We start from the raw sequence: 18,106 nt of genomic DNA, 5'->3' as shown, positions 1-18,106 counted from the left end.
TTCGTTAAGGTTATTGACGTTAACCGAAAAAGACTTTATCGAAGAACAAGCCGCCTTGATCGGTGGTGCGAATGCGTATGTTGTAACTGGCTTGGTTTTCAAAATTAGGTGAGTTGTTAATCAGTAATTGGTTACCGCTAATGGTAAATAAAGCATTATCGGTTGCACCGTTACCACTGACTAGGCTGTAAGTAAAGCTATTTCCCGTATCCGGGTCAGTGCTGCTTAAATTACTAACCACAGTCAGTGCCGAAACGTTTTCATTCACCGTGTTAGCGCTGAGCGCAATATTGCTCGGCGTTTCATTAACATTGTTGACATTAACGCTAAAGACTTTATCGAAAAACAAGCCGCCTTGGTCGGTGGTGCGAATGCGTATGTTGTAACTGGCTTGGTTTTCAAAATTAGGCGAGTTATTGAGCAGTAATTGATTGCCGCTAATGGTAAATAACGCATTATCGGTTGCACCGCTACCGCCGACTAAGCTGTAACTAAAACTATTACCGCTGTCAGGGTCAGTGCTGCTTAAGTTACCAATTATCGTATTCGCCGGGACGTTTTCATTGACGGTATTGGCGCTAAGTGCAATATCCGTTGGTGTTTCGTTGACGTTGTTAACGTTAACGCTAAAGACTTTATCGAAGAACAAGCCGCCTTGGTCGGTGGTCCGAATGAGGATACTGTAACTGGCTTGGTTTTCAAAGTTAGGTGAGTTGTTAATCAGTAATTGGTTTCCGCTAATGCTAAACGCTGAATTATCGGTTGCGCCGCTACCGCTGACTAAACTGTAAGTAAAGCTATTACCGCTGTCAGGGTCAGTGCTGCTTAAGTTGCCAACAACAGTCAGCGCCGAGACGTTTTCATTCACTGTGTTAGCGCTGAGCGCAATATTGGTCGGCGTTTCATTAACATTGTTGACGTTAACGCTAAAGACTTTATCGAAGAACAAGCCGCCTTGGTCGGTGGTGCGAATGCGGACGCTGTAGCTCGCTTGGTTTTCAAAATTAGGTGAGTTGTTAATCAGTAATTGGTTTCCGCTAATACTAAACGCCGAATTATCGGCTGCACCGCTACCACCGACTAAGCTGTAAGTAAAGCTATTACCGCTGTCAGGGTCAGTGCTGCTTAAGTTACCAATTACTGTCAGCGCCGAAACGTTTTTCATTGACCGTGTTAGCGCTGAGTGCAATATCGGTCGGCGTTTCGTTCACATTATTAATGGTAACGGTTAAAGCTTTTTCAAAACTTAGGCCTTCTTGATCGGTAGTGCGTACCCGGATGCTGTAACTGTTTTTACTTTCAAAATTAGGCGAGTTATTAATCAGTAATTGATTACCGCTAATCGTAAACGCAGCGTTGTCTGTTGCGCCTGCGCCACTCACCAAGCTATAACTAAAGCTGTCGTTTAGGTTTAAATCAGTGGTGCTGAAGCTGCCGACAGATGTGTTAGCGGCGACATTTTCGTTAACATTGTTTGGACTAAGGCTTATATCTGACGGCGTATCGATGATGTTGGCGCTGATTAATAATTGCGCAGCCGCTGTTTGATGATTGAAGACTGAGTAAGTCTCGGCATTATGACTAATCGTGCCGACATACGACCAATTCGCGCGGTCGGTGAGTAGCAGCGTATCGTTAGTGTCGCCGTCTATAACAAGCTGGTGGCGTCGTTCGGGGTTGGCGCCATTCGCACCACCGGCGGCTAAATTGTAACTACCATCTAACCAGCTATTAGCATTGTTAAAGCTATTCAGGCCCGCCATATCGACGACATCATTAACGGCTAGTGTTAGCGAATTACTGCCTGTACCGGTTAAGTCAATGCGCTCTATTGCTTCAATACGCGAGCTGCTTTTAAGGCTATTAGCGCTTTGGTTGCTAATGGACGTTAAATCAAACGTTAATCCACTACCGTCTATAACAATACTATCAATTCCGGTGCCGCCATCGATTCTAGCCAGTTGCGCATCGGTGATGCCAGCGCTTAATGCGGCTAAGTTATTGGCGTTTAAAACAAACTGGTCGGCGCCAACACCGCCGTACAAGACATCGGCACCACCATTGCCAATCAAGGTATCGTCGCCTGCATCGGCGATTAAGGTTTCTGATACGGTGCTTCCAGTTAAGATATTGCTACTGGTTGTGCCGAATTGGTCAACGGCATTGGCAAAAAATACGCCGGTTGTGTTACCGAAAATGACATAGCTGCGACCTGCTTCCGAAATGGCGTGAGGGTCGCTACCGTAAGCCCCAATCAATAAATCCGCTAAGCCATCGCCGTTAACATCGCCCGCTGCTGAAACGCTAAAACCGCTTAAATCGTCCGCCGATTCACCTGTGATGACAAAGCCGCCATTGCCAAGTGCGACGGCTGATAGCTCAATAGCAGTCGTATCAGTTTTACCAAACACAACATAGCTTAGACCCGCATAGCTGTTGTAACCGAAGCTAGCAAACGGTGCACCTATGATTAAATCGGTTAAACCGTCGCCATTAATGTCACCGGCTGAGTCCACGCTATACCCGCTGTGGTCGTAATCATACTCGCCGATAATGATAAAACCGCCATTACCATTGGCGATATTGGTTAGCTCAACAGCGGTATTGTCTGTTTTACCAAAAATAACATAACTAAAACCGTTGGTATCGCTGATGGCAAAGTCGTTGACCGGCGCACCGACAATGAGGTCGGCTAAACCATCGCCGTTTATATCGCCGGCGGCCGAAACACTAAAACCGCTATAATCATCTTGATACTCACCGTTAATGACAAAGCCAGCGCTGCCATTAGCAACGGCAGTCAGCTCAATTGCATTGCTATCGGTTTTACCAAACACAACATAGCTGCGCCCTGTATAATCATCAGAACCCGGTGTGCTGCGAAAAGCCCCGATAATGACATCGGCTAAGCCATCGCCGTTGACATCCCCAGCGCTTGAGACGCTAAAACCGCTGTAATCACCGGAACATTCACCGTTAATAACGAAACCGCCATTACCGTTGGCAATGGACGATAGCTCTATCGGCGTGTTACCGGTTTGACCAAACACAACAAAACTACGTCCTGCTCTGTTATTACTGCCGAACGCGCCGATAATCATGTCGGTTAAGCCATCGCCGTTAATGTCTCCGGCCGATGCAACACTGCTGCCGCTTAAGTCATAAGCGGATTGTCCAGCGATGATAAAGCCGCCATTACCGGCTGCGACGCTTGACAAATCAACAGCCGCACCGCTGGTTTTTCCGAAAATGACATAAGTACGACCGATGTAATAATTGCTAGAAGAATAAGCGCCAGCGCCGACGATGATGTCGTTTAAGCCATCGCCATTAAAATCACCGGCACCAGCGACAAAACTATGACCAAAGGCATCCTTACTGCATTCGCCATTGATTACAAAGCCACCGTTACCATTAGCAATATCCGAGAGTTCAATAGCGTTCGTGCCAATTTGCCCAAACACAACATAAGTACGTGCCGTATAGCTGCCTCTCGATGAACGAATATTGTAAGGCGCGGCAATAATTAAATCGGCTAAGCCATCGCCATTAATGTCGCCTGCGGATGCAATACAAAAGCCACTGTATTCACCGGCACATTGACCGTTGATGACAAAACCACCAATACCGTTAGCCACTTCAGACAATTCAATCGATACCGGAATATTAACCGTTACTGCGTTATTGACGATGAGTTGCGCGGCACTGTCATCATGGTTATAAACTTTATACGTCGCACTGTTATAGCTAACCGTACCGACAAAATGCCAGTCATTGTCAATAAGGTCTAATACATCATCATTATCACCGTCGATAATGAGTTGGTGACGGCGTTCAGGGTTGGCACCATTAGCGCCGCCTGCGGCTAAATCGTAGCTATCATCTAACCAGCCGTTGGCATTGTTAACGCTATTCATGCCCGCCATATCGATAACGTCATGTACGCTTAACGTTAAACTATTAGGCCCGCTGCCGGTAATATCGACACGCTCAATCGATTCAAGGCGCGAAGTTGAACTCGGCGTGACTGCGCTTTGATTAGCAATTGCCGTTAAGTCTATCCTGACGCCGCTGCCATCTAACACTAAGGTATCAAGTCCAGACCCGCCATCGATACGCGCATATTGGTTATCGGTAACGCCGGATGTTAATGCAATAAAGTTGTCTTCGGTTAAAACAAAAGCATCGTCGCCACTACCACCGTATAAAATGTCAGCGCCACCGTTGCCAATTAGCGTATCGTCACCAGCATCAGCGACTAAGGTTTCAGACGAAGATGAGCCGATGAGGTTATTTTGACCGCTATCGCCGATTTGATCGACGGCAGTCATAGAAAACGCGCCTAACGTGCTGCCAAAGATGACATAGCTGCGTCCTGCATAATGAGGGCCGCTTAAGCTATTTTTAGGCGCGCCAACAATTAAATCCGCTAAGCCATCACCGTTAATATCACCCGCTGCACTTGCGCTATAGCCCGTCCAATCCCCAGCGCATTCGCCGTTGATAATGAATCCGCCCGCGCCATTAGCAACAGCCGACAACTCAACCGCCGACGAGTCAGTTTTGCCAAAGACCACGTAGCAGGCACCCGCGAGAGTACTAGCGCCGACTGCTGACACGATTACATCGGCTAAACCATCGCCATTTATATCGCCCGCGCCAGCGACATTTGAGCCGCTGTAATCTCTAGCGTTTTGCCCATTGATAACAAAGCCGCCTGTGCCGTTGCTAATCGCTGATAAATCCACCGGACTATTATCGGTTTTACCAAAAATGACATAGCTGCGACCGGCTGCTAATAACGTGGCACCTCGACTGGCAGAGGCGCCCACGATTAAATCGGCTAAACCATCTCCGTTGACATCACCTGCTTCAGCAATGCTTGAGCTACTCGAATCATTGGCGCATTCACCGTTAATGATAAAGCCGCCGTTACCTAAGGCAACGGCGCTTAATTCAATCGCATCGGTACTGGTTTTGCCGAATACGACATAGCTTCTACCGGAGTTAACACCGGCATCACTATCGTGCCAGAACGCACTAATCAGTAAGTCGGTTAAGCCATCGCCATTGACATCACCTGCGCTAGACACTTTGACGTTGCTAAAGTCATCTACGCATTCGCCTCGGATAATAAAGCCACCCGTGCCATTAGCGATGGTGCTAAGGTCAATCGCAGCGGTATCACTGGTTTTACCGAACACGACATAACCAACGCCCGTCTCAGCATTAGCCCCTGGCGCGCCGATGATTAAATCGCTAAGCCCATCGCCATTAACATCGCCTGCCGATGATACGTCTAAGCCGCTTTGATCGAGTGAGTTTTCACCATTCATCGCAAAGCCGCCGTTGCCTATGGCTATCGCCGATAAATTGACTAGGCTACCGTCGGTCTTGCCGAATACGACATAGCTGCGTCCGGTTCGGGAAAAAAGCCCAGACGCACCAATAATTAAATCGGCTAAACCGTCGCCGTTCACGTCACCTGCGGCTTCAGCACTACGTCCGCTAAAATTAAACGTGCTTTCTCCGGCAATGGCAAAACCGCCAATACCCGCCGCCACCGCCGATAAATCAACCGGTGTGTTATCGGTTTTGCCAAATACTACATAATTGCGGCCTGTATCACTGGCATAGCGCGAAGCACTGACGATTAAATCGGCTAAACCGTCACCGTTGACATCGCCCGCACTGGCGACATTAATGCCGCTGTAATTAAAAGTGGTTTGACCATTAATGATGAAACCGCCAATGCCACTGGCGACATTGCTCAGTTCTATAGGTAGGTAAATATTAGGTAAGACGACAGCACTAGAGAGTAATACTTGTGCGGCGCTTTGCGTGTTATTGAGTACATTGTAAACCGTACCGTTATTAGTCACAGTACCGGCAAACTGCCAGTTGGTGTTATCGGCAAACAATAAGACATCGCCATTATCACCATCGATGACGATTTGATGCCGACGTTCTGGGTTAACGCCATTAGCTCCACCCGTAGCAAGGTTATAACTACCATCGGCCCAACCATTGGCATTGTTAAAGCGGTTCATTTCGCTCATGTCCAATACGTCGTTAACTTTCAACGTTAAGCTATTATTGCCGCTACCGGTTAAATCAATACGCTCAATCGATTCTAAGCGCGAGCTATCAGCGTGTGTGCTACCGCCTTGATTGGCTATCGTTGTTAAATCAAACCCTAAGCCGCTGCCATTTAATTCAAGCGTATCAATACCGCTGCCACCGTTAATGCGGGCTAGTTGGCCGCTAGTTACGCCAACGGCCAGCTTAGCAAGATTATCAGCCGTCAATATAAAGCGGTCATTACCTGAACCGCCGTATAACACATCAGCACCCCCGTTGCCGATTAACGTGTCATTGCCTCTATTGCCGATTAAGGTTTCGGAAGCGGCTGAACCGGTTATTGTGTCGTTGCCGGTGCTGCCGACTTGATCAACAGCGGTTACCGAGAACGCGCCAGTCGTGCTGCCAAAAATCACATAACTTCGCCCCGCATTACTGACATTAGCTGGGTCGCTTTTCGGCGCGCCAATGATTAAATCGGCCAAACCATCACCATTGACATCGCCCGCAGCGGCAACGCTAAGGCCGTTCCAATCACTCGCACATTGACTATTAATGACAAAACCGCCGATATTGTTGGCAACCGCAGAAAGATTAACCGCCGTACCGCCGGTTTGGCCAAACACAACATAGCTACGTCCAGTTTGACTATTGCTCAGAAACGCACCGATCAGTAAATCCGTCAAACCATCGCCGTTAACATCACCTGCAGCCGCAACGCTATAGCCGCTTTCATCACCGGCAGCTTGGCCGTTAATGACGAAACCACCGTTACCGTTAACAATAGTGGACAAATCTACCGTATTGCCACTGGTTTTGCCGAAAACGACATAACTGCGTCCGGCACTAGATAAAGGGCCAACCGCACCGATAATCACATCAGCCAAACCATCGCCATTGACATCGCCCGCAGCGGCTACGCTAATACCGCTGTTGTCTTCAGTTGTTTGCCCGTTAATCGCAAAACCACCGATGCCGCTAGCAATAGCACTTAGCTCAATCACGTTGCTATCAGTTTTGCCGAACACCACATAACTTTTACCGGTGCTGCCGTTATGGTAGTGCGAGCCTACAATCAAATCGGCTAAACCATCGCCATTCACATCGCCAGCGCTAGCAATGCTAACCCCTATCTTGTCGTTAACACATTCGCCGCGAATAATAAAGCCACCGCTGCCGTTTGCGACGGCGCTTAAATTAACAGCTGTGGTATCGGATTTACCGAATACAACATAGCTCGCGCCGGTACTGGAATTAACCCCACGTGCGCCGACAATCAAATCGGCTAAGCCGTCGCCGTTAATATCACCGGCATCTGCCACGCTAAAACCGCTTTGATTTCCCGTTGTTGCACCGGTTATCGCAAAACCGCCGGTACCTAGCACAATCGCTGATAACTCAACCGCTGTACCGCTGGTTTTGCCAAACACCACATAACTGCGTCCGGTATTATTGTTGTTGCCAAACGAACTGACGATTAAGTCGGCCAAACCATCACCGTTAACATCGCCAGCGCCGGCAACGCTCCAGCCGTTATAGTTACTGCCGACTTCATTATTGAAGGCAAAACCGCCATTGCCATTAGCAATATCAGAAAGATTAACCGCTGTGCCATTCGTCTTACCGAACACCACATAACTGCGCCCAGTAAAGTTACCCGCGCCAGAACGATAACCGCCGACGATCAAATCGTCTAAACCGTCGCCGTTAACATCACCGGCGCTAGCAACGCTCCAGCCACTGTAATTAGTCGCACCTTGACCGTTAATAACAAATCCGCCCGTACCGGCGGCGATAGTCGATAAATTAATAACAGCCATGATAGTTCCAGCTCTTTAGACTTAAGTTGTCTTATCATAGACGAAATTGTTAAGCTGTCTACAGTTGGTGAATAGGTTAAGGGGTTACTTTTTTGATTTTGATAAAGCCATCATCGTTTGGTTGGGCGGCGGCTTATTTTTATTGGTAGTTGTGAAAAAAGCTTTAAAGAGGTAAGCGGCTTATTTATTTATTTCAGTCTGTTTGGCAACATCAATCAAACTATCTAATAGCTGAACCGCTTGTTTGTAGTCGGGTTCATTGTGCAAAACATGGACGAATTTGAAAGGGGCTTGCCAAACTGGGGTAAAGTTGCTCATGAAGGTAAATGACCGACCCTTATAGCCACGAAAAACCAGTGTTTCAATCGGTGGTATTAACCCAATTTTTTAAGCAACAAATCAGGTACTCTAAAGGAATGGATTTGTAACCTTCTCTCCTGCTCTGGATGTATTCACAGTGTCAAAGAGCGACTTTCAATTTTCTGCTTAAACTTTTTACCATCAAAAGAAATTGCACCTAAGTGGTTATTTCCCTTTTTATCGTTGTGTATTTCAAACTCTCCATGCTGAGTATCCACTGAAACAATCAAATTTGACCTTGGAATTGTGTAAATTTTTCTGCCAGGGTTGTTTTGTTCTAAACTACCTGTTGCTTTCTTCCAACCATGTATCTTTGAAATTTTTTCTGCGGTATCGACAATTAGGCTAACTCTTTGATTTGTATTTAACTGTGCAACGTTATGATAAAAGCCATCCCATACTGTATCAAAATCTTCTCCAAGGTAAAGGCTATAGATTTCCACTAAAACTAAAACAGACTGCTGTTTATTGGCTGGGTCAAATTTAGGTTCATAAGACGACCAATTATAAAGGCGAGATAAAAATGGAAGATGGCAATTTACAATATGTTGGCTTTGGCTTGCTTGTTTAACGCGTTCGTTTGTCGTGATTATTTCGGCTTGTTCATTTAATTTATTTACTGAAATCTGCAATTGGCACGTATTCCATTGCACATCATTATTTAAACTAACAACTAAAGAGTCTTTTAAGTACGCCGCAGCTATTCCGGTCAGTTCATAATCATGACCGCCAAGGGTAATGGAAGTTAAGTCATAATCTGTTTTTTGTGGATCATCTTCTGAAATATAAGGAGAATCAAATATCCCTAATAAGAAAATAAAAACCGGATCGCTATGCCCAAACTTGGATATTAAAAATTCGAGAATTGTTTGGGTAGAGGTAATTTTTTGTTGTCCAAAGTCTTCTTTTCGCCTGAAACTAAAACGATCATCTTCCAGCAAATCAATAATCTGTTTTAACAGCTTTCCTAATTGCGCTAAATTTTCAAGCCATTCCGTAGCTTCATCATCGTTAGTGGTTGTTTTAACGGATAATTCATTGAAAAATATGTCCATATATTTTCTTAAAACAACTTAGCCATTGAATTTGTCCATTCATCAAAAAATCCTTTCGGTATTTTAGCGGTCATGCCATCACTGGTTTTTTTATGTAGCTTGCCTTTTTCATCGATTAAGATTGACGTAACCTCAGCAGAGTCATTGCCTGCATTTTTATTAAAAAATAGAATACTGGTGTCTTCGGTTAACAATACCTTCTCTTTTGTAGCTAAACGTAGTGCGTTTAACACGTGGTCGCTATGCGATTCAATGAAGATTTGCACACCGGTGTTGGCTACCTTAACCAGAAATTCGATTAATGTGGTTTGGGCTTTGGGGTGCAGATGGATTTCGGGGTTTTCTATGATGATTTTTTCGCCAGGTTTGGCGATTAGACCGGTGACGATAATGGGTAAGATACTGGTGTAGCCGAAGCCGACGTTAGAGGGTTTGGAATCGCCGATAAACAGTTCGAGGATATTTGTTTTTGAACGAGGAACTTCTAATTTCAAAGGATTAAGGATTTTTCCCAACCATGTTTGAGTTTGTGTAATTAGAGTTTTGGCATCATCACCTAGACAAAGTGTTTCGTTAACTAACTCTTGGGCAAGTTTGTCTAATAAGTTGACTGTAAATTCGCCTTTAGTACCAACATGTTGGAAATTAGGCAGTACTGATTTTAAATAGAACTCTTGTGGCCCGATTCTATCTGCTGATATGAAATGTATTTTTTCAAAACGTAAATCGTCTTGGTCTTTGTTACCCCCTGAAATCTCGTACTTAGTGCCGAAAGTAAAATGGCTTGACTTTGTTGTCCAATTAAAACTCTCAGCGTATTTGCTGAATTCGTCTGCAATCAGCGGACGGTATCTGTTCTGATCTACATTTTTACTATTGTCTAATGGGGCATTATATGGTGTGAGTTTGATTAAAAAAAAACAGCCAATAGGTTCATCGGGTTTATTCTGATAAACGCCATTAAGAAAATGTAAGTTAATAGAGTTTAGTGCTTTGTAATCTAATTTAGACTTATATGTATTTTGTTCAACTAGCAAATTCGAAATATGAAGACTCATGTTATCGTTTTTATGTTCTAGCTGATAATTTATTGATCCATTAAAGTCTGCACTATCATTCATAACATTATGAATGTAAAACTTAAACACTATTGGCTCGCTTGCTGAAACATCCCTATTCCTTACATCATCAAAACTACCCAACAAAACACAACTGCCATTTAAAATTAATTCTGTCGTATAAGGATTGTGTTCAATAGATTGCCTCATCAATAATAAAGCTTGCAATGCTGTTGATTTACCTGCGCCATTAACGCCTGTAAACAGATTAAATTTACTTAAAGGGATAGCCGTTTCTTCCTTGAAACACTTGAAATTAGTCAGTTTAATTTGTGTCAGCATGGCTTACATCTCCAAGTATTTTTTGCGCCAAATCAAAACGTGTTATAACCCGTTTTTTGTCGCCTGTGCTTTGTTGGACGGCATCCAGATAGTTTGGTGTTTTTAACAAACGATCAAAATTTCTAATAATAGCCGCTTGGTTTGGGTACAAAAACGCATCGGTTTGTTGGGAAAAGAAATAACCGACAGATTCCAAAACCGCAATATTGATACGTCCGCGAGTAGTTCTTTCTGGGAACGGCACACGAAAATTCCTCTCGCCAAAAAAACCATAGCTCAGTTGCATAACGCGGTCAAAATCCTTTTGTAGCTCTAAAATTTCCTCGTCGGACATTTGGTTGATTTTCCGCATGGCCCGTTCAACAAAATCGCTCATATCCCCTTGATAATCTGTTTTGTAGTTGAACAGTTTAAAAGAAAGATAACGCAATACGGCTTCCCTATCTTTCATGCGTTCGGGTGAAATGCCATTATCAATGGCTTTGCGAAAAACTTCGGATTCCGATAATTCTTTTAGCAATTTTGTTGCTTTGCCTAAAAAAATACAGTTGCGAACTTCTTGCCGCTCCAGTTTTGTGCCGCCCGTATTGATACGGTTAAACAAATCATAAACCACAGCCATCGGCACAGATGGCCGTAGCACATACAGCGTAATTTTCTTATCTTCAATTTTGGTTTGATACGCCCCTGACATGGCTTTTAAATTTGAAAAATCCTTGCCATTTAAGTGTGGCAATGCCTCTAATCCTTCGAGTCTAAACTCGTCGTTCATAAACTCATGCAATGCTGTTGTGCGTTGTAGACCATCGACAATAATGTATTTGCCTTCCCGAGTTTCATTAACGTAAAAGGGTGGTAAAGGAAAGTTTAAGATTACCGATTCAATAAACCGGCTTTTTTGCTCTGGTTTCCAAACTAACTTGCGTTGGAAGTCGGGTTCGATAATCAGCCTACCATCATCGTATTTTCGCATCAGTTCAAAAATAGAATGCGGTGTTTCGCGTATGTCAATGTCAGCTTTGGTGGGATCGTAAGGATAAAGCCCGCCTTTGCCTTCGTCTTCACTATCACTAGATGTAACTATCTCATCGTTACTATTGAGATTCATAAGGGTATTTTTGCAAAAGAGTCACATTTTTAATGGTTTGAACATAGAAGAATTATTACGACGTAACAATACGACAATATCCTGTGATTAATAAATTTAAACAGCTAATCCTTACGCGTATATCGGTGCTTCACGCCCACCGGAAAATACTCAGGATCAGCGAATGTATGTAGACTAATTACCGGCAATTGCCGTTCACTGGGAATGTAATGGGCGAACTCGCTGTTTAGCCTTAACAACTGTGTGCGAATCGATTCGGCAATGCGTTGGTTCATCGTGTTATCGCCGGTGATACCGGGCAATAATTCGACGGCGATATGCAGTCTATTATCACTGTTATTATCTTCGGCAACGGATAAGACAAATTTTTCCGGTGACCCAGGTGTTAAGCTCGGGTTGTTCTAAGCCTACGCTAATATTTTCTGGGTAAATATTGGCACCGTAATATGACACAGTAAAATCAGCGCGACCAAAGACAAAGACAAACGGCAGTGGTCTTGGGGTAAAACCTTCTGGCAACAGCAATTCGGATACGTGTTGAATGCCGTGCTGGTTTAAAAACGCCCACATGGCTTCATAGCTAATCACACCGCCTTTATCGGCGATATGGTAGCGGACTAAGGGCACAGTGTTATCGCCTGATACGACTAAGGTATTGTCATGTACTTCAAAAAATCGGCTAGCCGGGTCATATTGAACCAGGGTAGGTAAGCGCGCTTCTCCGAATAGCGTTAGAGCCGCTTCTGGGTGTTGTGCTAGCCAGCGGCGTATGGCAATGCTAAACGGTGTTTCATTGCCGAGCACACCGCCGTCAGCAGTACCATAAAGCGATGCGCTGTCAAAACACGGCATCGTTGAGCCAGTGCGTTGACTTAACAATTGTCGCCATTCTTCACTAAACACTTCACCGGCGAACACCAGTTTTAACTGATAATCTGACCAAGCAATGCCTTCAGCGCTACCGGCATCCAGTACATCTTTAATAAACGGCGGATAGCCTAATAACACGGTTTGCTCAAATAATGGTGCGAGTTCGCGCACGACACGAAAGATTTCAGCTTTATTATTGCCCGGTGTCGCCACCATGATGCGATAGTCTTTACGTGCTAAGCGCCAGCAACACGAGGTGGTAAATAGTCCACCTACCCAATTGCCTAACGCAAAACAGACAATCGCTAACGTGGTTTTTTGTTGGGCTTGAAAACTATCGTGAAACACTTGTTCAAAGCGTGTCGTAACGCCAAGTTCAAAGCGCTCAGAGCGTGGCCAAAATAACGCTTGTCCAGTTGAGCCAGAGGATACGGCGATACGGTCAGCCAGTGTGATATTGCCGTCATAGCAACGTTCAGGTAATGTAAACCCACGCATATAGTCGGTTTTTGTCATTAACGGCAATGTCGTAAATGCCGTGTAATCGCTTATAGCACTCGCATCAACGCCATGTTGCGATAGATAATGCTGATAAGCCGGTACCGATTCATTACAACGTTTAAATAAGGCTATTAAGTTAGCTTCGGCATTTTGGGTTTCACCGAGTAACTCATCAATAGAGTGAGAGAAGTAATCGTCAAAATCAGTGTTAGCGTCGGTCATAGCGTTAAAACAAGACAGTGAGGGATTTCTTATAGTAACGTATTTTTGATGCGACAACAGCGTTTCCTAGATAGAAACGCTGTTGTCTGAGTATGGCGATTGGGTGCTAGGCTATCTTTAATGGATTGAAATGCCCGCCTAATGCTTTAGCGGTAACCGCATTAGCAAAAGGTGAAGGGTTGGGGTTGAATGGGTTTTGCGTATTAATAATCGCATAACCATAAGCATCCGCCATGGAATGATTTCCGTCTATGGAACCATATTGTGCAGTAAAATCAATCGGGTAACCAAAGTGTTGATAAATGATGCTGCCGGTAACGGATGGGGGAGCATCGGGAACTAAATCTTCAGTATTTATAATTCTAAAACTTGGAAAAGCCATACCATTCATAGCTGCAGCAAAACGTTGTGTCACCAACGCGCGGCGAAGCAAAATTATAATGATGATAATTAACTCCAGTTAAGTTGGCATTATTTGCTAAGTCAGCCAGTGCAAGAGAGGCTAAGGCAGAGCCCATACTGTGTCCAGTGATGAATATATTGCTTATACCCGTTAGCGCGTTAACAGCGGCTAATAAAGAAGCTCGTAAACCTTGGTATACACCTAAAAAACCATCATGCACGTTGCCGAAGTTATTTACAAAACTTAATGGGCTTTGTTCGATTTCTGCATCCATGATGTCGTCGGCAGTCGTCATTGTGCCGCGAAACACCACATAGGCATTGCCGTTATTATCGGTAGCGATAAAACCGAATGGTTCGCTAAATGATGCAAATTTTATAGAAAATGAACTCCAAATGGGTGCGCTGTAATTAAACGCTCCAGGCGTAGGGCCGGCCCAGTCTGAAGGCTCTTGGCCTTGCCATTGTGTGTTAGTACTGAAATTGTTTTCGGATGGGTAGTTACAGTTTGTCCAAACTGTAAATTGTTGATAAGCCACGCCGACTAATGCAGCGCAGGTTTGTGAGTCAGATAGCTGAAATCCTGTGCTGCTATCAGGAAAATACATAGGAAGACTAGGGCGGGTGGTCATGGTTTTTTCTCCTGCAAATCTATGGTTAGTTGTTGTAATGGGCGTAAAACTCAATCGTATTGTTATGGTTAATTAATTTAAATGATAGCAATTAGTGAATATCAGCCTCTATGTAATATATTAGTGTTTTAAGTAATTCATTTTGTTGGATTATAAACCCGTAAAATAAGCCGTCAACTAAAATAACGTCTATAAAAGACTTTTGCTATGATGCCATACCTTAAGATATTTCATGAGCGTAAGGATATTTGATGAAAATAGTATTTGTTGGGCATAGCCATATTATCTGTATCAGAAAAGCATACGAATTAGTTGAAAATGAGTTGCCGTATCAAGCCAAATTTATCTATCTTAGAGAGCCTTGTTTTTTAAAAGACGTGTCTGTTAAGGCTAAATTTTCATTTTCAGCCAGCGACCTAGAGAGTATTCGTAACGCGATGCTGGCTGAGTCGGATGAAGATACGATAATAGCGTTATGTCCCACCGGTAATGAACATGCGATTGTGTCGTTATCAGCTGAAATATCAGCAGCAGATGTCATTTTAAAAAGACTATCAAATATGTTAAAAAATGATTGCTCTAAGTGGATAAGTGCGCTAGCTGAATTTGCGCCTGGGAGGGTTTTAGTCTTTCCTCCTCCACCGCCTATTGCATCAGAGTCATTTCTGTTAGCGAATCCGGGTAGATTTGCTGACCGTTTTGCTCAATTTGGCGTGACCTCCGCATCGGTTAGGTTTCAGGCTTGGGCGTATCAAAAGCAATTTATTTGCGTTGAAGCTGAAAAAGCCGGTGCTGAGTTTATAGGATTGCCTGATGAAGTATTTGACGAGGAGGGTTTTTTGGCTCAGTGCTACTATGGCTCAGATCCGACTCATGGCAGTGAGACTTATGGCAAAGTAATGCTGGAGTATGTCGCCAAATGCGTGCTATCAGGTAAAACAAGTTTATCAAGGCAAGATAGCGTTGAGAAAAAACATCCTTATAGTGACTTGCCCGATTACGCATTTTGGAAGCAAGCTGTGGCTCAGGTTTCTATTGACTTGCTTGAGCCTGTGCAAGAAGTGCCTTTTAAAATTTCCCGAACAGATAAAGTGGCTACGGCAGGAAGTTGTTTTGCACAACACATTTCTAAACGGCTAAGAAAAAATGGCTTTTGTTTTTTAGTGACAGAAGCATCGAATGATAAGGATGAGTCTTTAGAGTCTTACGATTTCTCAGCTCTTTATGGCAATGTCTATACGGCGAGACAGTTGTTGCAGCTCTTCGATAGAGCGTTCGGTTATTTTACGCCTATTGATTCATTCTGGTTGCTGAACGAAAGTCGTTATTGCGATCCGTTTAGGCCTAGACTTAAACCAAATGGTTATGCAACGATTGAGGCCTTAACTGAAGAGCGCGAGCGACATTTTCAAGCGGTGCGCGAAATGTTTTCTACCTTAGATGTGTTTGTTTTTACTTTAGGGTTGACTGAGTGTTGGCGGTCTAAGTTAGATGGTGCTGTTTACCCTATTGCGCCGGGTGTGGCGGGTGGGTGTTTTGCTGCCGATAAGTATGAGTTTGTAAATTTTACCGTTGATGAGGTCGTTAATGATCTTAAGCAGTTTGTTGCTAAATTACGTTTGATTAATCCTAAAGCAAAACTCATTTTAACGGTATCACCGGTGCCTTTAGTTGCAACGTATGAAAAACAGCATGTCTTATTATCAACGACTTATTCTAAATCTGTATTAAGGGTTGCGGCTGAAATGGTTGCAACTGAGTTTGGTGGCGTGAGCTATTTTCCTTCTTATGAAATCATAACAGGTAGTTATAATCGTGGCCGTTACTTTGCTGCTGATTTAAGAACGGTTACCGAAGAGGGTGTTGATCACGTGATGTCGGTGTTTATGAAAAATATAACAGAAGGTCATCTCGCTGAGCAAAATCTTGGTGATTACGATGAAGAAATGTTGGCTTTATCTGAAATCGCTTGTGATGAAATCGCACTAGAGAAAAACAGGTCATAAAAAAACCGCATCTTTTAGCAAAAGATGCGGTTTTACTTAGACAGCTTAAAAAAACCGCCGCTTCAAGCAGCGGCGGTTTAGGCGATATTAGATAGCACCAAACGCTGTTTTGTTAGTGTAAGTTTCAGTTGAAACAACAGCACCGTTGACGATTTTTTGGCCTGTCGCTTCGATGGCTGGGCTTTCAACAGCGAATTCGAAGTGAATTGCGCCAGGATATGCAGCATTAAGATCAGCGCCGTTAATGACACGAGTTTGACGAGAAGCTAAAGGTACGATAGCAAAAGTTGAACCTGATGCTAATGGTACAAGAGCGCCTGATGCGCTCCAAGCCAATACAGTGATTTTACCGCTACCGGCTGGAATGTTACCGCTTACGTCAGTAATTCTGATTTTGTTGGCAGAACCCACAAAGTTAGTCAAGAACGAGCTGCCGTTACGGTTAATAGTATAGCTAGCTGCGTCGCAAGCAACATCGTGAGCTGTCCATAAGTTAACAGTATCTTGTAACACGCTTGTTGTTAAAGTGAAGCTACGAGCCGGTTGAGATGTAGTACCGTCAATTGTGAATTGCGGTGCCAATGCTAATGATGAACCACCAGCAAGGTCGACGGTGTTAGTCGCATACGCTTCAGTTTTAGCCGCATTGATTAAGAATTGACCTACTGTGCCGCCGGTTGTAGAACCTGCGTTATTGCTGCCTGTTACGCCAGTAGCGGTTACAGTTGTAACGCCGTTAAAGTCACCAACGATTTTGTAAACAATTTTGTTGGCAGCGATTGGCACTGCTGGAGATGCAGCATTGCTAGCAGTGGTGTAGGTTAATGCATCACCAATTACTGGAGTAAAGCCGTCATTGAACAGTTTGAAGCCTTGAGTGACTTCAGCTGTGTTGGCTTGTGATACAACTTGTGCGCCCGTGCAAGACAATAAGTTTTGAGCCTACGAATAAAGGCACAAGACCGTCTGAAGTTGATTGACCCGCTAATGGTAAGTTGTTAATGCTGTTAATAATATTACCTACAACGTTTCTAGTTGTGATGCTTAAATCAACATTCGTACCTGCAGTTACGCCTGACAAATTAAAGATATTGCTAGTGGTATTTAAGCTGATTGTAGAGCCAGCAACAGTTAAACCATCAGTTGCACGGAATTTAATGACAGGACCAGAGGTTGCAGATGTTACGCCGTCAGCTTCAAAAAAACCGTCAAACGCAAAGGCAGCACCTGCAACGCTTGATGTTAATATAGGAACGCCAGTGAATTTAGCGCCGCCAGTTAAGGTAAAGATAACTTGGTCGTTGACGGTTAACGATTGTTGCGGAGCGGTGGTTAATGCAAACGTTGCATTATTAGCATTTGCCGGAATACCCGTCACGTTAGCAGTTGATTGGATAATAACCGTTCTTGTAGTGGTTGAACCATCTGTCCACAATGCCATGGCTGAATGATTTGCCAATAGGGCGGATGCGACTGCTGTTGCCATTAAGGTTTGTTTAACTAATTTCATTGGATACGTCCTATTTAAGAAAAATATGGGTTTCGCGAAAAACACACGCTAGCCAGAGCATACTACAAACTGACTAAACGTTATGGTAAGTTAGGCTTTTTCAATTGTCAATTTTCTTAAGGCTGATGTCAGTATAATC

At 44.0% G+C, this 18,106-nt stretch carries 12 protein-coding genes; 1 reads left to right on the top strand and 11 read right to left on the bottom strand.

Going from position 1 to position 18,106, the window contains the following annotated elements; genetic code table 11:
- Positions 1–19: 19 nt before the first annotated feature.
- From VZ94_RS10350 to VZ94_RS10320, 9 genes are all read right to left on the bottom strand, one after another.
- Positions 20–1,165 (bottom strand): cadherin repeat domain-containing protein, encoded by a 1,146-nt coding sequence (locus tag VZ94_RS10350; RefSeq protein ID WP_045779176.1) that lies wholly within the window; start codon positions 1,163–1,165, stop codon positions 20–22.
- Positions 1,131–7,901 carry an FG-GAP-like repeat-containing protein gene (locus VZ94_RS22790; protein WP_052700425.1) on the bottom strand — a complete coding sequence of 2,257 codons (6,771 nt, stop codon included), beginning with the start codon at positions 7,899–7,901 and terminating at the stop codon, positions 1,131–1,133. Before VZ94_RS22790 ends, VZ94_RS10350 begins: the two co-directional genes overlap by 35 nt.
- 452 nt (positions 7,902–8,353) lie before the next feature.
- Positions 8,354–9,316 (bottom strand): hypothetical protein, encoded by a 963-nt coding sequence (locus VZ94_RS10340; RefSeq protein ID WP_045779175.1) that lies wholly within the window; start codon positions 9,314–9,316, stop codon positions 8,354–8,356.
- An 8-nt stretch (positions 9,317–9,324) separates the two neighbouring features.
- Positions 9,325–10,716, bottom strand: coding sequence for a DUF3696 domain-containing protein (locus VZ94_RS10335; RefSeq protein ID WP_045779174.1), 1,392 nt, complete (start codon positions 10,714–10,716; stop codon positions 9,325–9,327).
- Positions 10,700–11,824 (bottom strand): DUF262 domain-containing protein, encoded by a 1,125-nt coding sequence (locus VZ94_RS10330; protein ID WP_045779173.1) that lies wholly within the window; start codon positions 11,822–11,824, stop codon positions 10,700–10,702. The genes VZ94_RS10335 and VZ94_RS10330 overlap by 17 nt, the downstream gene beginning before the upstream one ends.
- Positions 11,825–11,928: 104 nt before the next feature.
- A complete protein-coding gene (locus VZ94_RS28730) occupies positions 11,929–12,126 on the bottom strand; it encodes a hypothetical protein (protein WP_239649823.1) in 198 nt (65 codons plus the stop codon).
- Positions 12,127–12,163: 37 nt separating this feature from the next.
- Positions 12,164–13,417, bottom strand: coding sequence for a phenylacetate--CoA ligase family protein (locus tag VZ94_RS10325; RefSeq protein ID WP_239649822.1), 1,254 nt, complete (start codon positions 13,415–13,417; stop codon positions 12,164–12,166).
- 106 nt (positions 13,418–13,523) lie between these two features.
- Complete coding sequence (locus VZ94_RS22785; RefSeq protein WP_131655530.1) at positions 13,524–13,808, bottom strand: hypothetical protein; 285 nt, start codon at positions 13,806–13,808, stop codon at positions 13,524–13,526.
- On the bottom strand, positions 13,780–14,451 hold the full coding sequence (locus tag VZ94_RS10320) for a lipase family protein (RefSeq protein WP_082081537.1): 672 nt from the start codon (positions 14,449–14,451) through the stop codon (positions 13,780–13,782). Before VZ94_RS10320 ends, VZ94_RS22785 begins: the two co-directional genes overlap by 29 nt.
- Before the next feature lie 251 nt (positions 14,452–14,702).
- Here VZ94_RS10320 and VZ94_RS26965 point away from each other — a divergent pair, with 251 nt between their 5' ends.
- A complete protein-coding gene (locus VZ94_RS26965) occupies positions 14,703–16,457 on the top strand; it encodes a GSCFA domain-containing protein (RefSeq protein WP_052700422.1) in 1,755 nt (584 codons plus the stop codon).
- A gap of 87 nt (positions 16,458–16,544) precedes the next feature.
- Here the strand turns inward: VZ94_RS26965 and VZ94_RS10310 are convergent, their stop codons facing one another.
- Both VZ94_RS10310 and VZ94_RS10305 read right to left on the bottom strand, forming a co-directional pair.
- Positions 16,545–17,387 carry a hypothetical protein gene (locus tag VZ94_RS10310; protein ID WP_045779172.1) on the bottom strand — a complete coding sequence of 281 codons (843 nt, stop codon included), beginning with the start codon at positions 17,385–17,387 and terminating at the stop codon, positions 16,545–16,547.
- A complete protein-coding gene (locus VZ94_RS10305) occupies positions 17,341–17,967 on the bottom strand; it encodes a hypothetical protein (protein ID WP_045779171.1) in 627 nt (208 codons plus the stop codon). Before VZ94_RS10305 ends, VZ94_RS10310 begins: the two co-directional genes overlap by 47 nt.
- Positions 17,968–18,106: the final 139 nt, after the last annotated feature.

Source organism: Methylocucumis oryzae, from assembly GCF_000963695.1.
Taxonomy (GTDB): Bacteria; Pseudomonadota; Gammaproteobacteria; order Methylococcales; family Methylomonadaceae; genus Methylovulum; species Methylovulum oryzae.
The sequence above is the reverse complement of the archived record's forward strand: the minus strand, read 5'-3'. Positions and strand labels throughout refer to the sequence as shown.

What these genes read in the sequence shown, in the direction of transcription:
- VZ94_RS10350 (WP_045779176.1), bottom strand. Translation starts at nt 1,165, where the DNA reads ATGAAAAACGTTTCGGCGCTGACAGTAATTGGTAACTTAAGCAGCACT.
- VZ94_RS22790 (WP_052700425.1), bottom strand. Translation starts at nt 7,901, where the DNA reads ATGGCTGTTATTAATTTATCGACTATCGCCGCCGGTACGGGCGGATTT.
- VZ94_RS10340 (WP_045779175.1), bottom strand. Translation starts at nt 9,316, where the DNA reads ATGGACATATTTTTCAATGAATTATCCGTTAAAACAACCACTAACGAT.
- VZ94_RS10335 (WP_045779174.1), bottom strand. Translation starts at nt 10,716, where the DNA reads ATGCTGACACAAATTAAACTGACTAATTTCAAGTGTTTCAAGGAAGAA.
- VZ94_RS10330 (WP_045779173.1), bottom strand. Translation starts at nt 11,824, where the DNA reads ATGAATCTCAATAGTAACGATGAGATAGTTACATCTAGTGATAGTGAA.
- VZ94_RS10325 (WP_239649822.1), bottom strand. Translation starts at nt 13,417, where the DNA reads ATGACCGACGCTAACACTGATTTTGACGATTACTTCTCTCACTCTATT.
- VZ94_RS22785 (WP_131655530.1), bottom strand. Translation starts at nt 13,808, where the DNA reads ATGAATGGTATGGCTTTTCCAAGTTTTAGAATTATAAATACTGAAGAT.
- VZ94_RS10320 (WP_082081537.1), bottom strand. Translation starts at nt 14,451, where the DNA reads ATGACCACCCGCCCTAGTCTTCCTATGTATTTTCCTGATAGCAGCACA.
- VZ94_RS26965 (WP_052700422.1), top strand. Translation starts at nt 14,703, where the DNA reads ATGAAAATAGTATTTGTTGGGCATAGCCATATTATCTGTATCAGAAAA.
- VZ94_RS10305 (WP_045779171.1), bottom strand. Translation starts at nt 17,967, where the DNA reads ATGAAATTAGTTAAACAAACCTTAATGGCAACAGCAGTCGCATCCGCC.